At 33.9% G+C, this 15,507-nt stretch carries 14 protein-coding genes and 1 other RNA gene; 8 read left to right on the forward strand and 7 right to left on the reverse strand.

Going from position 1 to position 15,507, the window contains the following annotated elements; all coding sequences use genetic code 11:
• Positions 1-57: 57 nt before the first annotated feature.
• The 4 genes from H2O64_RS08520 (at position 58) to H2O64_RS08535 (ending at position 4,522) form a co-directional block, all read left to right on the forward strand.
• Positions 58-2,079 carry a S41 family peptidase gene (locus H2O64_RS08520; protein WP_187561761.1) on the forward strand — a complete coding sequence of 674 codons (2,022 nt, stop codon included), beginning with the start codon at positions 58-60 and terminating at the stop codon, positions 2,077-2,079.
• A 3-nt stretch (positions 2,080-2,082) separates the two neighbouring features.
• Entirely contained in the window at positions 2,083-3,126 is a 1,044-nt protein-coding gene (locus H2O64_RS08525) for a hypothetical protein (RefSeq protein WP_187561762.1), read from the forward strand.
• A 203-nt stretch (positions 3,127-3,329) separates the two neighbouring features.
• Positions 3,330-4,040, forward strand: a complete 711-nt coding sequence (locus H2O64_RS08530; protein WP_187561763.1) for a YebC/PmpR family DNA-binding transcriptional regulator — start codon at positions 3,330-3,332, stop codon at positions 4,038-4,040.
• A gap of 290 nt (positions 4,041-4,330) precedes the next feature.
• On the forward strand, positions 4,331-4,522 hold the full coding sequence (locus tag H2O64_RS08535; protein WP_187561764.1) for a Dickkopf N-terminal cysteine-rich domain-containing protein: 192 nt from the start codon (positions 4,331-4,333) through the stop codon (positions 4,520-4,522).
• A gap of 571 nt (positions 4,523-5,093) precedes the next feature.
• Here the strand turns inward: H2O64_RS08535 and rnpB are convergent.
• Positions 5,094-5,390, reverse strand: an RNA gene (rnpB, locus tag H2O64_RS08540) — RNase P RNA component class A.
• Between the two features lie 179 nt (positions 5,391-5,569).
• On the opposite strand from rnpB, the gene H2O64_RS08545 reads away from it, so the two are divergent.
• The 3 genes from H2O64_RS08545 to H2O64_RS08555 all read left to right on the forward strand — a co-directional run bounded on the left by H2O64_RS08545 (position 5,570) and on the right by H2O64_RS08555 (position 8,799).
• Entirely contained in the window at positions 5,570-7,315 is a 1,746-nt protein-coding gene (locus tag H2O64_RS08545) for a DNA polymerase III subunit gamma/tau (RefSeq protein ID WP_187561765.1), read from the forward strand.
• Positions 7,316-7,323: 8 nt separating this feature from the next.
• Positions 7,324-7,905 carry a tRNA-(ms[2]io[6]A)-hydroxylase gene (miaE, locus tag H2O64_RS08550; RefSeq protein ID WP_187561890.1) on the forward strand — a complete coding sequence of 194 codons (582 nt, stop codon included), beginning with the start codon at positions 7,324-7,326 and terminating at the stop codon, positions 7,903-7,905.
• Positions 7,906-8,106: 201 nt separating this feature from the next.
• The gene (locus H2O64_RS08555) at positions 8,107-8,799 is read left to right on the forward strand and encodes a T9SS type A sorting domain-containing protein (RefSeq protein WP_187561766.1); all 693 of its coding nucleotides are present in this window, start codon (positions 8,107-8,109) and stop codon (positions 8,797-8,799) included.
• 139 nt (positions 8,800-8,938) lie between these two features.
• On the opposite strand, the gene H2O64_RS08560 is transcribed toward H2O64_RS08555, so the two are convergent.
• From H2O64_RS08560 to pdxH, 5 genes are all read right to left on the reverse strand, one after another.
• A complete protein-coding gene (locus tag H2O64_RS08560) occupies positions 8,939-9,535 on the reverse strand; it encodes a porin family protein (RefSeq protein WP_187561767.1) in 597 nt (198 codons plus the stop codon).
• 131 nt (positions 9,536-9,666) lie between these two features.
• Positions 9,667-10,593, reverse strand: coding sequence for a Ppx/GppA phosphatase family protein (locus H2O64_RS08565; RefSeq protein WP_187561891.1), 927 nt, complete (start codon positions 10,591-10,593; stop codon positions 9,667-9,669).
• A gap of 17 nt (positions 10,594-10,610) precedes the next feature.
• A complete protein-coding gene (gene ppk1 / locus H2O64_RS08570; protein WP_187561768.1) occupies positions 10,611-12,713 on the reverse strand; it encodes a polyphosphate kinase 1 in 2,103 nt (700 codons plus the stop codon).
• Positions 12,713-13,198, reverse strand: a complete 486-nt coding sequence (locus H2O64_RS08575; protein ID WP_187561769.1) for a SixA phosphatase family protein — start codon at positions 13,196-13,198, stop codon at positions 12,713-12,715. The genes ppk1 and H2O64_RS08575 overlap by 1 nt, the downstream gene beginning before the upstream one ends.
• A 16-nt stretch (positions 13,199-13,214) precedes the next feature.
• Positions 13,215-13,862, reverse strand: a complete 648-nt coding sequence (gene pdxH / locus H2O64_RS08580; RefSeq protein ID WP_187561770.1) for a pyridoxamine 5'-phosphate oxidase — start codon at positions 13,860-13,862, stop codon at positions 13,215-13,217.
• A 164-nt stretch (positions 13,863-14,026) separates the two neighbouring features.
• Between pdxH and H2O64_RS08585 the strand changes: the two genes are divergently transcribed.
• Entirely contained in the window at positions 14,027-15,091 is a 1,065-nt protein-coding gene (locus H2O64_RS08585; protein ID WP_187561771.1) for a proline iminopeptidase-family hydrolase, read from the forward strand.
• 72 nt (positions 15,092-15,163) lie between these two features.
• On the opposite strand, the gene H2O64_RS08590 is transcribed toward H2O64_RS08585, so the two are convergent.
• Positions 15,164-15,316, reverse strand: a complete 153-nt coding sequence (locus tag H2O64_RS08590; protein ID WP_187561772.1) for a hypothetical protein — start codon at positions 15,314-15,316, stop codon at positions 15,164-15,166.
• Between the last annotated feature and the right edge of the window lie 191 nt (positions 15,317-15,507).

Raw genomic sequence — 15,507 nt, forward strand, 5'->3', positions numbered from 1 at the left:
ATAAAAAGATTCGTTAAATTCGTGACTTCGCACACTACAAATCTATTATTCGCTTTCATGCAAAAAATTATACGCATCCTATTTCTTATTGTTAGTACCACTGCGTATGCACAAACTGACACGACTTTTTGCGCAAAATCAGCACTGGTATTGGATATGCTTGAAAAGAATCATTATCAACCAAAAGCTATTGATGACGACTTTTCTACGTATGTTTTTAATACACTATTTGAACGATTGGATCAAAAACGCATGTTCTATTCAGCAGCAGATATTGAAGCGTTGGCAGCTTTAAAAACAAAGCTAGACGATTATTTATTGAATGGCGAATGTGATTTTATAAATGATTTAGCAATATCGTACGAAACACAACTAAAGCTAGCGCAAAAATCTATTGAACTGGTTGAAAAAAGCAGGCTTGATTTTTCTGGAAAAGATACAGTTACCTATGGAAGTTTAAATGATAATGCTGAATTTTCAAATACGCCAAAAACATTGCAAAAACGCTGGTCAAAAAAGATCCGAATTGATATTATTGGTGATTATTTATCGTTGTCAAATCCTGCGAATTTCAAAAAAATAAAAGGGCAATTAAAACAGAAAGTAATTGCTGAAAATAAATGCTACGTTTTAGATAAACTGCAAGCTGTCAATGGAATTTCATCCTATATAGAAACTACGTTTTTAGATGTGGTTTGCTCCTATTTTGATCCGCATAGTAGTTATTTTGATCCAACGGACAATGCTACTTTTATGAATTCTATCGGAACGGAAACGAGTTCCATTGGTGTTTGGTTTTCAAAAAATAGCGACGGAAAAATTGTCGTTTCAGGTTTGCAAACAGGAAGTACTGCCTGGAAAGAAAAGAAAATCAACGCTGGTGATTTGGTGCTTTCATTAAGTGCGGACGAAAATACAATTAGCACAACGTGTTTGTCATTATCTAATCTGTATGATTTTATCAATGACGAAAACAATCAAACGATTACGATTAAAGTGTTGAATAAGAAGAATATCAACAAAACCATCGTTCTCAAAAAAGAAAATTTAAAAATTGAAGCCAATGCCGTTAATAGTTTTATTCTAAAAGGCGAACACAATGTTGGTTATATTTCATTGCCTAGTTTTTATACAAATCTCGATTACGGTTTTGGAAGTGCCAACGATATTGCCAAAGAACTTTTTAAATTGAATGCCGTAAATATTGACGGGTTAATTTTAGACTTGCGTGGAAATGGTGGCGGTTCTATGAAACAAGCGATTGATTTGGCTGGAATGTTCATTGACAAAGGTCCGTTGGGCATTTACCGCGATCAAAGTAATAAGAAAACGATCATTAAAGATTTTAATCGTGGAACATTGTTTAAAAAGCCGTTGGTTATTTTACTCAACAACGGAAGTGCTTCTGCTTCTGAGTTTATTGCTGCCGCGTTGCGCGATCATAACAGAGCGATTATTGTTGGCAGTAAAACCTATGGAAAAGGAACCATTCAACAAATTGTTCCGTTGAAAAATGAAGCAGGTTTTATCAAAATTACCATTGAAAAAATGTACGGTTTCAAAGGAAATTCACATCAAGCAATAGGAATTGAACCTGATATTGAGTTTCCGAGTTTGTATGCTGGCTTGGAAAATGACGAAAACACAAATGCGACTTCTATCAAGAATGATACGGTTTTAAAAAATGTTTATTTCAAAATTCCGGAAGCGGCAGATTATGGAAGTTTGCGCACGAAAAGTATGGCACGAAACGAAAAAAATAAAGCTTCCAAAACTATTAAAAATATCAATTCAAACCTATTGAATTACTTGAATAACGAACGAAAATTGTCTTTATCTGTGGAAAGTATTAAAAAAGATAGAGATGCTTTCAATGCAATTTTTGACAAAACTGATGATATTGAGATGAAACATGAAACGTTTGAAGTAGTCAATTTGGAAGATTACAAAGAAATTTTAGCTTACAATAAAGACAAAGCAAAATTGAATTCATACACAATAAAAGGGATTGAAACCGATCATGAGATTGAAGAAACATATCGCATCATTTCAGATTATATAAAACAATTAGCCAATTAATTTATGCAAACAAATTACTTAAAAATCATACTTGTATTTTGCTGTGTTCTAGCGTTTCAAACCACAACTGCGCAAAATTTTAAAAACGCGAACGAATATCTAAGTTTTATTGGAAACGAAAATAGAAAGATTAGTAAAAGTTCATGGAATTATACCAAATCTGTAGCGCATAGTAAAAGTCCTCGAAAGATTGAAGGCGATCGAAAACGTTTATTAAAATCTTATGAACGTGCTGTCATCAAAATAAAAAGAGCAAAACCCTTTGAAGGCGAAGATGCATTCAAAAAACAAATTCTGGAATATATGGATTTGCGCACAAACATCTTAAAGAACGATTATGCCAAAATCGTTGATATGAAAGAGGTTGCCGAGCAATCGTATGATTTTATGGAAGCGTATATTTTGGCGCAAAAGTTGGCAGATGAACGCATGCAAGAAGCACAGGAAACCTATGAAAGTTCACAAAAAGACTATGCCGCGAGAAACAATATTAAGTTGATTGAATCGGAAACTGAATTGGGTAGAAAGATGAAAATTTCTAACGAAGTTTTTGACCATAAAAATGAAGTGTATTTAGTGTTTTTTAAAAGTAATATTCAGGAACGTTTTATGCTGAGCGCGCTATCTTCAAATGATATCAGTGCCATTCAACAAAACGCAAACGCATTACAAACATTTGCAGAAGAAGGTTTGAAAACGCTTGATACTATCACGTTATATAAAGATGATCCTTCTGTTATAGCAGCAACAAAAAAAGCCTTAGAATTTTATTTAAACGAAACAAAAAACGAGATTCCGAAGCTGGTAGAATTTTTCTTGTTGAATGAAAAATTTGATGCAATTAAAAATGCGATTGATAAAAAACCAGCAAAAAAACGTACCCAAAAAGATATTGATCAGTATAATGCAATGGTAAAGGATATGAACAAAGCCGTTGTAAGTTTCAATAAAGCAAACGAACAATTAAATAAAGAACGCACAAAAATTATTAATCAATGGAATGAAGCTTCTGCAAAATTTTTAAGCCGACATATTCCAAAAGAATAATACTATAAACTCGTTTATACTTTTAGGATTTAAGCGAAAATTAGAAATTTTTACTGTTGTTGAAGGATTTTTTGAGTTACATAGCTGGGCTACGGAGTGAGAAAAAGACAAAAATAGCACTGAAAACAGCAATTTTTTAGCAAATAAAAAAAGTTTAAACGAGTTCAACTTATATATTTGTAAAAATAAAAAGAACGAGCATAATGGGAAGAGCATTTGAATTTAGAAAGGCACGAAAAATGAAACGTTGGTCAGCAATGGCAAAAACCTTTACGCGTATTGGTAAAGATATTGTCATGGCTGTAAAAGAGGGCGGACCAAATCCTGAGACGAATTCAAGATTGCGTGCTGTCATTCAGAATGCAAAATCTGCCAACATGCCGAAAGACAATGTTGAGCGCGCTATAAAGAAAGCTTCTGATAAAGATACTGGCAATTATAAAGAAGTATTGTTTGAAGGCTACGGGCCGCACGGAATCGCTATTTTGGTGGAAACCGCTACGGATAATAATAATAGAACCGTTGCAAACGTACGTAGTTATTTTAATAAATGTGATGGGAATTTAGGCACACAAGGTTCGGTTGAATTTATGTTTGATCATACGTGTAACTTCCGAATTCCGTCAGAAGGACAAGATCCTGAAGAATTAGAACTAGAGTTTATCGATTTTGGTGTAGAAGAAGTTTTTGCTGATGATGATGGTATTTTGTTATACGGACCTTTTGAAAGTTTTGGAAACATCCAAAAAGAATTAGAAAACCGTGAATTAGAAGTTTTATCTTCTGGTTTTGAACGCATTCCACAAGTTACCACGCAGTTAAACGAAGAACAAACTGCTGATATTGAAAAACTTTTAGAAAAGCTAGAAGAAGACGATGATGTACAAAACGTATATCACACCATGGCAGAATAACGAATTATTCTAAAGTATAGAAACAAAAAACACGCTAGCTAGCGTGTTTTTTGTTGGCTTATATTTTTTTACTGTTTAATAATCTTATCAATAAATATACCTTTTTCAGAAGTTGCTTTTAAGTAAGAGCGTTGAAAATAGTTAACAAGCGTATTAGCCTAAATACTTTACTACATATAACCGTATCCTCAAAAGTTAAAATTCAAATACAATAGTACAAGTACGGACTAACCGTAACCATCTGATAATTAGATTATTTACATTTACAACCTAACTAATATTTATATGTGATGCTAAAAAACATTTTAAACCTAAAAGGAGTCGCTGAATTGAACAAATCTTCGCAAAAAGAAATCTTAGGCGGAATAAGAAGACTAAAGAAACAATGTGAATCACAATCTGATTGTACGATTGACCAAATTTGTCAAAATGGTGTATGCTTTAACTGCTATGATCCATTTAGTGGATCGTGGTTTTGCTAAAAAATGATTTGACTTATGCTATAAGAAAAAGATGATTTATAAAAAGCCTTCAATTGAAGGCTTTTGATTTATACTGACATGTAACTAATACGGTTTTACCTTACAAAGTATATATGTTTTTTATATCATATTCATAAAAACCTGATTACATTTACATTATAATAATTAGTTTATTAAAATTTAGAATTTGAGTGTTAGTGCATAAATAGATTAAGGAGAGAAATCGCTGAAAAATTTGTATCATTTTTTCATATGTGAATTATTAAGTTAATACTAAGTTTTCTTCAAATTTAATTGAAGCGTTTCTCTTCTTTTTATGCCACTTAGCAAAAAGCTAAAGTTACTTATAAGCTCAAGAAAAAAATAACCTTCCTACAATCTAGTATTCCCGAAATAAAAAAATATCGCTCTATAGCGACATTAATTCAACTTACAGTTTTGAATGCGTCTTATAGGCTTTTCAAAACTGAGTTAAAATGTTAAATGAAATATGAGATCCCGCTATGTAGCGGGATTAATTCAACTTACAGTTTTGAATGCGCCTTATAGGCTTTTCAAAACTGAGTTTCATTAAAAAAGCAGGCCGTAAGCCGGATCCTGTCGAGCCTTATCATTTATCTAAAATTACAATTACTCATAACTTTTATCTGCCTACCCTTGAACATCGAGCGTGCCGCCCTCAAGCGTTCATTTACATGGCATTGCACCTCGTAGAGTTTACCTGGTTTCACTACAGCATTACCTGTACATACTTTCTGCTGCACTTGTCCTCGCCTTACGACGGACGGATGTTATCCGCTACAATGCACTATGGTGTCCGGACTTTCCTCTCCTTCTCGAAAGAAGCAGCGATAAGGTAGCCTGCTCACAGCAAAAGTACACTTTTGTTTGCTATTGCCACAAGTTATTGACTAATTTTGAATTGTTTTTTTAATTTGAAATTATACACCAAAAACTGTTAATAAAAAAGAAGAACAATCTCGCTGTTGGGGATGTTTCATTAGAATTCTATTGCTATATTTGCCTTAAGAAGATTACCCTAATTCTATGGAACATTTCATCGTATCAGCTCGTAAATATAGACCACAAACCTTTCAGGATGTTGTTGGTCAACAAGCGATTACCAATACGTTAGAGAACGCCATAGAACGCAGTCACTTGGCGCAAGCACTCCTTTTTTGCGGCCCAAGAGGTGTTGGAAAAACAACTTGCGCGCGGATTCTGGCAAAAAAGATCAATCAAGATGGTACTGAAAATCCTGATGAAGACTTTGCTTTTAATATTTTTGAACTCGATGCCGCTTCAAACAATTCAGTAGATGATATTCGAAGTCTTATAGAACAAGTTCGGATTCCACCACAAGTGGGGAAATACAAAGTGTATATCATTGATGAAGTTCACATGTTGTCGCAAGCAGCTTTTAACGCGTTTTTAAAAACCTTAGAAGAGCCGCCAAAACATGCCATTTTTATTCTGGCTACGACCGAAAAACACAAAATTATTCCAACGATTTTATCAAGATGTCAAATTTTTGATTTTAAACGAATTGGCGTAAAAGATGCAAAAGAATATTTAAAATATATCGCCGAAAGTCAAGGTGTAGAAGCCGATGATGATGCTTTGCATATTATTGCACAAAAAGCAGATGGCGCTATGCGTGATGCGTTATCTATTTTTGATAGAGTGGTTAGTTTTTCTGGAAAACAACTCACACGACAAGCGGTTACCGAAAACTTGAATGTACTCGATTACGAAGTATATTTTACGGCAACCGATTTAATATTAACCAATAACATTCCGCAATTATTAGTAGATTTCAACGAAACCCTATCAAAAGGGTTTGATGGACATCATTTTATTGCTGGGATTGCTTCACACTTTAGAGATTTATTAGTCTGTAAAAATCCAACTACGATTGCATTACTCGAAGTGGGCGATCAAACAAAACAGAAATATTTAGAACAATCACAAAAAACGTCACAACAGTTTCTGATGAAAGGAATTGAACTGGCAAACGATTGTGATCTAAAATATAAAACAAGTAGAAATCAACGGCTTTTAGTAGAGCTGTGTTTGATGCAACTTGCCTCTATCAATTATGATGGAGAAAAAAAAAATAGCAAACGGTTCATAATTCCTGCTACTTTTTTCTTGGTCAATGGTAAAAAAATTGATCCAATTATCAAAACTCCAGAAGTTTCTCCAGCAACACAAACGCAAAAAATTGAAGCGGAAACGGAAGTTGAAGCTCCACAAACAGTTGTAGAAACTCCAACGCAAAAAGTGGTCGCTCCACCCGAAAAACCAAAGATTAATATTTCCATGATGCGCGATAAGATTTCTGGTTTATCGCTGGCAAGCATTAAAGCAAAACAAGAACATTTAAAAAAACAACAAGATAGAGTTGTTGATAAAAAAGATTTGCCGAGTGATGCTTTTACGGAAGAACGCATGCAAGAAGTTTGGAACGCTTACATTGCGCGATTGGACAAAAAAGGCGAAAAAATTATGTCTTCTTTGTTAGCTACGGATACTCCAACGTTGAAAGATGAAACAACTATTACGCTCGAAATGCCCAATGAAACAATGCGAATTGAGATAGAGCGTGCACAATATCCATTATTGGAATATGTTCGTAAAGAACTCAACAATTATGATGTTTCACTCGAAATTGACGTAAATGAATTGACGGTAAAGAAATATGCGTTTACCACACGTGATAAATACGAAAAGTTAAAAGAAATTAATCCTTTGGTAGAACGTTTACGTAGAGATTTTGATTTAGAAATTTAAGAAAAATGATGTTAGGTTTAAAATTGCCAACCGATCCGCGTTGGGTAAATATTGCAGAGAAAAATATTGAAGAAGTTTTGACAGATCATGCTTTTTGTGAACAGAAAGCAACGAGTACGGCAATTTCTTTAATTGTCAGTTTTCCTGAATATTCTGAGTTAGTGGAAGCTATGATTGCGTTGGTGAAAGAAGAAATCAGTCATTTTAAAATGGTTCACGATCGAATTCTTGCCAGAGGTTGGACACTTGGACGCGACCGAAAGGATGAATACGTAGCAAAGTTGTTGCAATTTTTCCCGAAAGGCGGAAGCAGAACGACACAATTGGTGCACCGATTATTATACGCTGCGCTGATTGAAGCCAGAAGTTGCGAACGTTTTAAGTTATTATCTGAACATATCAGCGATCAAGAATTGGCTACTTTTTATAAGAACCTAATGGTCAGTGAAGCCAATCATTATACAATGTTTTTAGGTTTTGCCAGACAATACGGCGAGCGAACTGAAGTGGATGAAAAATGGGAAGCTTTGTTAGCTTTTGAAGCTGAGATTATGAAAGATTTAGGGACTAAGGAAACGATGCACGGGTGATCTGGACTCGCTGCGCTCTTGGAACGCTTTGCTTATAGATATTAGACTGCTTCACTTTTAGACTTGTTGGACTTCTTTGAAAATACTGCCTCAAATTTATAAATCACGAGCAACAATTTGAGAATAGTGGTTTCTTCTGCCACATTGTGTCACATAACTATTATATATTTGTAAGGTTAAAACCAATCAAATTATAATGTTATGAAAAAAATTTACACTACCATTTTACTACTTTTATTAGGTTATACTTCACAAGCACAAACTGATCCTGATCTTCTAGGACAATGGTTTTTACATTATGTAGAAACAAGTGGTTCAACAATGTATGTTCCAACTGGAAATGTAATTCCTGTTAATTTCACCAATCCTGGCAGTTTTGATTCCGCTTCTGGCGATAGCACTTGCAACTCATTTACTGCTGAATATGCATTAAGTAACAGCAACGCTTCTATTAATATTAATTTCTTTACACAAACATTAGTAATGTGTAATGGTGATACTTTTGAACCTGTTTATTTAGGAATTTTAGGAAACGATACAACCAATTTTTTCGACTACACTATTAATCTTACGGATGAATCATTAACAATGATAGATTTGTTAGGTGAAAAACTGGTGTACGGACGACAAGTTTTATCAACGGAATCTATTGATGCTACTGAAAACTCTTTAAAGTTATATCCAAATCCTGTAAAGAATCTATTATATATTTCAGGAAGTTCAGTTGATTCAAGTACAACGTATGCTATTTATAGTATGGTTGGAACAGAGATTATTACTGAAAAAACTATAGCAAACACCAACGTTGATGTAAGCAACTTAAAAGCTGGCGTTTACTTTTTAAAGATTGCACAAAAAGGTAAAACCTATATGAGGAAGTTTATTAAGGTTTAGATTTTTAGACGCGCTGCGCTTTTAGAAATAAAAAAGCATCAAACTGAAAATTTTAGTTTGATGCTTTTTTTTGTTTTGTATCTCTATAAATCTAACAAGTCTAACAATCTAAGAGATTCCCGCATACGCGGGAACGAGTTTACAGTCTATACGTAACACCAACTTGAATTACGGCATTTTTCCCTTCTATATTTGGCGCTCTTTCTTCATCGAACATATCCGCTAAACCTAAACTATAACGTGCTTCTATGGAAACATTTTCTAATATTTCTAATCCAAATCCACCATTGACAGCAAAATCAAAGTTTTTGAAATTATCTTCAAATTCGTGTACTTTAACACCTACTTGCGGTCCAACTTGAATGTTTAATGCATTTGTTAATTCTAACTTTAGCATTAACGGAATTTGTAAATAATCAGCGCGTAGTTCTTTTTCTTTTGAACCTTGTGCAGAGTATAAAAATTCTGGTTGAAAACGTAATTTGTTCACGAGATGAATGTCTGCAAAAAAACCAACTACGGTTCCAATTCTAGCATCGTTTAAACCATCAGCAATGTCATCGAGGTTTGTTCCACTATAATTAGAGATATTGATTCCTACTTTGAAACCATATCTAGTTTCTGTATCTACATTTACGATTTTTTCGGGTTTAGCGTCTGTATCTGTTGTTTCGGTTTCTTGCGAAAGTGCAACCAAACTACACATCAAAAATGAAAGTAATAGTAATTTTTTCATCTGTCTATTTTATATTGTTTATTTTGGTTAAATAGCATTTGCAATTTGATTGTTAGTAATATACAACACCCTGAATTGCAAAATGATATCTGTTTATTTTAGTTATCCTGCTAAATGTAAATATTGTAGGATCAAAAACTTAAAATATTCGATGCCGATTTCTCTTTTTTCGATGTTTCGAAGTATAATGTCTTTATAATACCATCTGAGAGTCCAATTTTTGGTACATAAATTTTTCGAGCGCCACTCCATTTGCAAGCAGAAAGGTAAATTCTGGTTGCCGGAATGATAACATCAGATCTATCTGGATTTAATCCTAATTCAGAAATTCGCTCTTCATACGTAAGACTTTGCAAGAATTGGTATTGCGCATTTAGATAAATATACGATAATGGCTCACCAATGGTTGTGCCCGACATTTTGTAGAGTTTGTTGATGTTTCCACCTGAACCAATCAGCGAAAGGCGTTTTAAATCTTTAGTATTTCGCTTAATCCATTTTTCGGCTTCTTTCCAATCTGTATCCGTAACCATTTCGTTTAGCAAACGAACCGTTCCAATTTTAAAAGATCGTGATATTTTTATTTTTCCGTTTGAGAAAATGGTAAATTCCGTACTTCCTCCACCAACATCTACGTATAGATAGTCTTTTTCTTTTTCAATAACATCATGAAGATCAGTAGATGCAATGATTTCAGCTTCTCGTTTTCCATCAATAATGTCAATAGAAATACCAGCTTTTTTCTTTACTTTTTCGAGAATTGCAGCTCCATTTTTAGCTTCGCGCATTGCGGAAGTTGCACATGCCATATAATTTTCTACGCCATGAATATCCATCAATAAACGGTATGATTTCATTGCATTAATCATTCGTTCAACATTATGAGGTGAAATTTTACCATTCGTAAATACATCTTGCCCTAAACGAATTGGCACACGTACTAACGAACTTTTCTTGAATTTCGGGTTTTTATTTTCTTCTTCTATAACATTTGCAACTAACAATCGTATAGCATTTGATCCAATGTCAATGGCAGCAAATTTTCTAATTCTCAAAATGGACTTCTTTTTTTATATTAATTTGACATTTTTTGTAAATAGTAATCATACGTTGCAAATTGCGAACGTACTTTGGCTAATTGATTTTTTCGATACGCATTGTCTTGATGAATAGAAAAAATACGCGCTTTTACATTATCACTCCAACCAATATTGAAGGTATCTATCAATTCATTTTTGATGTCTTCATCATATATCGGACAAGAAACTTCAACTCTTTTGTCAATGTTTCGTGTCATCCAATCGGCTGAAGAAATATATACTTTTGGATCACCATTATTCCCAAAGATAAACATTCTTGGATGTTCTAAAAATTTGTCTACAATACTTATGGCTTCTATGTTTTCACTCATACCTTCAACGCCAGGTATTAAACAGCAAATTCCACGTACTATAAGCTGAACTTTCACACCTGCTCTACTCGCGTCGTATAGTTTGTCAATGATTTTGTAATCTGATAAACTGTTGACTTTTATTTTGATGTAGGCATCATTTCCATCTTGCGCATTTTTGATTTCTGCATTGATGAGTTTGTATAATGCATTTCGCGTATAATGCGGTGAAACTATTAAATGTTTGTATTTGGCAACTTTGTAATTGGTTTCAAAGAAATCAAATACTTTTCCGACTTCTCTTAAGATATTTTGATCAGCAGTAAATAGCGTATAATCTGTATAAATTTTCGCGGTAGATTCATTTACATTTCCAGTACTGATAAATCCATAACGCACTGTTTTATTGTTTTCTATACGTTCAATAACACAGGTTTTACTATGCACTTTTAAGCCAGGAACTCCAAAAATTAAATTGATTCCTTCACTTTGCAATTGTTCTGCATATTGAATGTTTGCAGCTTCGTCAAATCGTGCTTGCAACTCAATTTGAACCGTCACCTTTTTACCGTTTTTTACCGCATTGATCAACGAACTTGCAACGTGTGAAATTTTTGCCAAACGATAAATCGTGATTTTTACATCCGTTACTTTCGGGTCTAACGCAGCTTCTCGCAAGAAACGTACAACATACGAGAATGTATGATACGGCGCATATTGCAAGTAATCTTTTTTCGCGATTTTCTCAAAAATACTTCCTTCCATACTCAATCCTTTGATTGGCAATGGCGGATAGGGTTTGTAGAGTAAATCTTTTCTCCCTAAACTTGGAAACGACATATAATCTCTACGATTGTGGTAACGTCCACCAGGAATTAGACTGTCAATATCGTCAATCCCCATCTTTTCAATTAAGTACTCAAAAGTATCTTTGTCAATGGTTTTGTCATATACAAAACGAACAGGTTCGCCACTTTTTCTCCCTTTTACACTCGTAGATATTTTTTGGATGAAACTTTTAGATAAGTCATTATCAATGTCCAATTCTGCATCACGTGTAATCTTAATCATGTGCGCAGATAAACTTTCGTATTCAAATATATTGAAAATACTTCCTAAAGACAGCCGAATTAAATCATCGAGAATGATGATGTATTTTTTATCGCCTTCACTTGGTAAAACGATGAAACGATCAATCATTTTTGGAATTTCAATCAGCGCATATTTTATTTTTTTACGTTTCGATTTAAAGAAACGAGATACTTTACCAGTGTTTTTAACGTGTTCTTTTAGCTCCATCCGAATTGCCAAATATGCTGCTTTGTCTTTTAAGCTTGGCATTTCGTCAATATCATCTAGAATCATTGTTACCAACGCCGGACTTACTTTTTCAATGAAATATTTTTCAATGTATTCGCTTTGACTTTTAGAAACTATTTTTTCGTTCACAATGAAAATATTTTCTTTTTCCAACGCTTCTTGTACTTCATGCAAAATACGGAGGCTTTCAGTTTGTTGCTTAATCACTATTTTCGTGATTCGTTCCAACAAATCTTTTGCTTTTTCACCACCCAATACACTTCTTCCACCTTTTCCTGCTTGCGCAATACGTTTTACCGTAGCATATCGAACTTTAAAAAATTCATCTAAATTGTTAGAGAAAATTCCAATAAATCGAAGTCTTTCAATCAACGGAACTGTTTGGTCTGCTGCTTCTTGCAACACACGTCCGTTGAAATCGAGCCAACTTATTTCTCTGTTTATATATTTATTTTTTGGTTGTTGCATTATTTTAAGTCTTTAGGAAATACTTTTAAAATAGTTGTTCCTGCATTGATCGTTTTCCACGAATTTGTATCAAATTGTATGACAACTACGCCACTTGTGGGCACATTATCAAATAGTGTACTTCCGTAGGTATTTGAAACCGCTGTAATGGCATGATTGTGTCCAAATACCATTAATGTATCTACTTCATCGTCGCACGATTTTACGGTTTCTACCAATCCGGAGCCTCCAAAATCATACATATCTTCTTTGATGACAACTTTGTCAAAAGGATAGTTGAGACAACGTGTAAATATAGCACATGTATGCAACGCTCTGTTTGCAATGCTTGAATAAATTACGTCTGGCGGGTCTATTTTATCTGCAATATAGTTTGCTACCAAATGTGCATCTTTGATTCCGCGTAATTTTAGTGTTCTGTCTTTATCATCTACAGGATATTCCCAAGATGATTTTGCATGTCTGACAATGAGTAACGTTTTCACTTTGCTATTTTTTTAGTTATGGCGCTAAACGCTCTATTTTCCATGAATAATCTGGTTGCAATTGGTAACGCATCCGATCGTGTAATCGATTGGCTCTTCCTTGCCAAAATTCTATTTCTTGTGGCTTTACAATATAACCGCCCCAATGTGCAGGACGTTCAATTTCTTTGCCTTCGTATTTAGTTTCTAAATCTTTTAGTATTTGTTCAATATACGCTCTTGATGGAATTACGCTACTTTGGTCAGAAACCAACGCGCCTAATTGACTTCCGCGTGGACGCGATTCAAAATAACCATCTGATAAGTTTTCTGCAATTTTCTCGACCTTTCCCTTGATGATGATTTGTCGTTCCATTGCGGACCAGAAAAACGAAATACAAACATTTGGATTTTCTGCCATCGCCAATCCTTTTTCACTTGTATAGTTTGAATAAAAGATGAATCCTTCGAAAGTATATTTTTTTAACAATACAACTCTACTTTTAGGAAATCCGTCCAAACCGATGGTGCTAATTGTCATTGCATTGGCTTCGGCAACAGTTTCAGATTTTTCTACTTCATAAAACCATTTTTGAAACATTTCCATAGGATTTTCCAAGCAATTTTCTTCTAATAGTTCGCTTTTTTCGTATGATTTTCTGTAATCGCTTAAATCTTGTTTCATTCAGTTCCCTTAACGTGCTTTTCAAGTTTTTATCCTGACTGCAATTTACAGTTTTTTAGTTGCTTTTAGAAGCAAAAATAAGCTGATTTGCATTAAATTTTCTGAAAGTGATATTGCTAATTCTTTTATTAGTATTTTTAAACTACCACAAAATTTAGATCATCATGAAAATTTTCTATTACAGTGCCTTGTGTTTTTTATTTTTCTGCGTAAGCTGCAACAAGGCTATTGAGCCCGTAAAAGCTGATGTTTCCACGACTCCATATTTTGATACTACCGGACGTGATGACATTGTAACTGGCGGTATTAAAATGATTCCAATTACAACACCAAAAGGAACTTTTAATGTTTGGACAAAACGCGTTGGGAATAATCCGAAGATAAAAGTATTGTTACTTCACGGTGGTCCAGGAATTACACATGAAATTTTTGAATGTTTTGATAGTTTTTTTCCACAAGCTGGCATTGAGTATTATTATTATGATCAATTGGGTTCGTATTACAGCGATCAACCTGAAGATAAGAGTTTGTGGGATTTGGATCGTTTTGTAGAAGAGGTAGAACAAGTTCGCATTGCATTAAACCTGAACAAAGACAATTTTTATCTCTACGGACAATCATGGGGAGGAATTTTGGGAATGCAATATGCTTTGAAGTATCAAGATCATTTGAAAGGTTTGATTATTTCAAATATGGTTCCTTCCATTCCAGATTATCAGAAATATTCTGATGAAGTGTTAGCGCCGCAACTTCCACCTGAAGTGTTGAAAGAGATTTTATCCTATGAAGAGAAAGAAGATTATGCAAATCCAAGATATTTAGATTTAATTGTACAACATTATTATACAAAACATGTCATTAGAATGCCCGTAAATAGTTGGCCCGAACCTGTGAGTCGTTCGTTTAAACATTTGAATACAGATGTATATGTAACCATGCAAGGACCAAGTGAGTTTGGCATTAAAGGTGACGCAACTTTGAAAAATTGGGATGTAAAAGATCGATTAAAAGAGATTGAAGTACCAACTTTAAGCATTGGCGCACATTATGATACGATGGATCCAAATCAAATGGGTTGGCTGGCGAAAGAAGTTCAAAACGGACGCTTTTTATTTTGCCCGCAAGGAAGTCATTTGTCACAATTTGATGACCAAGAAGTATTTTTTAGTGGCTTGATTGATTTTATTAAAGATGTAGATCAAGGAAATCCAATACAGGCAGGATCTTAACTTATATAACTATCTAATAAAAAAAGGACAACCGAAGTCGTCCTTTCTACACTATTTTTAAAATTCTGATTTTTAATTTTCCTGACAATGATCAAAACAAATTGATGCCATAAAGTAAAGACTGTAACATGGTAAACCTGAAGTTCCTCCGTTTATTTCAGTTATTTTTAAGTTTGAAATTGATTTTTTGTTCAGTTCTAAATTGTTGATTTTCTGTTTTTTCATGATTTAAGTTTTTAATATGCCTACATTTTTATAGGTTTTCGGCAACACCTATCAATCGATTGATGTTGCCAAAGTAGCAAGGATTTTAAAAGTAAAAAACTGCACTTAACGTAAATTAGATGATTTACGGAGTAAGTCTGAAGTTCAATAAAGGCAACCTTCATTTGAATAAAAAAAGGACAACCGAAGTT

It is taken from the genome of Kordia aestuariivivens (assembly GCF_014397005.1).
GTDB classification, from domain to species: Bacteria; Bacteroidota; Bacteroidia; order Flavobacteriales; family Flavobacteriaceae; genus Kordia; species Kordia aestuariivivens.

Coding starts and splice junctions, on each gene's coding strand:
- ppk1 (WP_187561768.1), bottom strand. CDS start 12,713: ATGCAACAACCAAAAAATAAATATATAAACAGAGAAATAAGTTGGCTC.
- miaE (WP_187561890.1), top strand. CDS start 7,324: ATGTTAGGTTTAAAATTGCCAACCGATCCGCGTTGGGTAAATATTGCA.
- H2O64_RS08585 (WP_187561771.1), top strand. CDS start 14,027: ATGAAAATTTTCTATTACAGTGCCTTGTGTTTTTTATTTTTCTGCGTA.
- H2O64_RS08560 (WP_187561767.1), bottom strand. CDS start 9,535: ATGAAAAAATTACTATTACTTTCATTTTTGATGTGTAGTTTGGTTGCA.
- H2O64_RS08530 (WP_187561763.1), top strand. CDS start 3,330: ATGGGAAGAGCATTTGAATTTAGAAAGGCACGAAAAATGAAACGTTGG.
- H2O64_RS08525 (WP_187561762.1), top strand. CDS start 2,083: ATGCAAACAAATTACTTAAAAATCATACTTGTATTTTGCTGTGTTCTA.
- H2O64_RS08555 (WP_187561766.1), top strand. CDS start 8,107: ATGAAAAAAATTTACACTACCATTTTACTACTTTTATTAGGTTATACT.
- H2O64_RS08545 (WP_187561765.1), top strand. CDS start 5,570: ATGGAACATTTCATCGTATCAGCTCGTAAATATAGACCACAAACCTTT.
- H2O64_RS08590 (WP_187561772.1), bottom strand. CDS start 15,316: ATGAAAAAACAGAAAATCAACAATTTAGAACTGAACAAAAAATCAATT.
- pdxH (WP_187561770.1), bottom strand. CDS start 13,862: ATGAAACAAGATTTAAGCGATTACAGAAAATCATACGAAAAAAGCGAA.
- H2O64_RS08520 (WP_187561761.1), top strand. CDS start 58: ATGCAAAAAATTATACGCATCCTATTTCTTATTGTTAGTACCACTGCG.
- H2O64_RS08535 (WP_187561764.1), top strand. CDS start 4,331: ATGCTAAAAAACATTTTAAACCTAAAAGGAGTCGCTGAATTGAACAAA.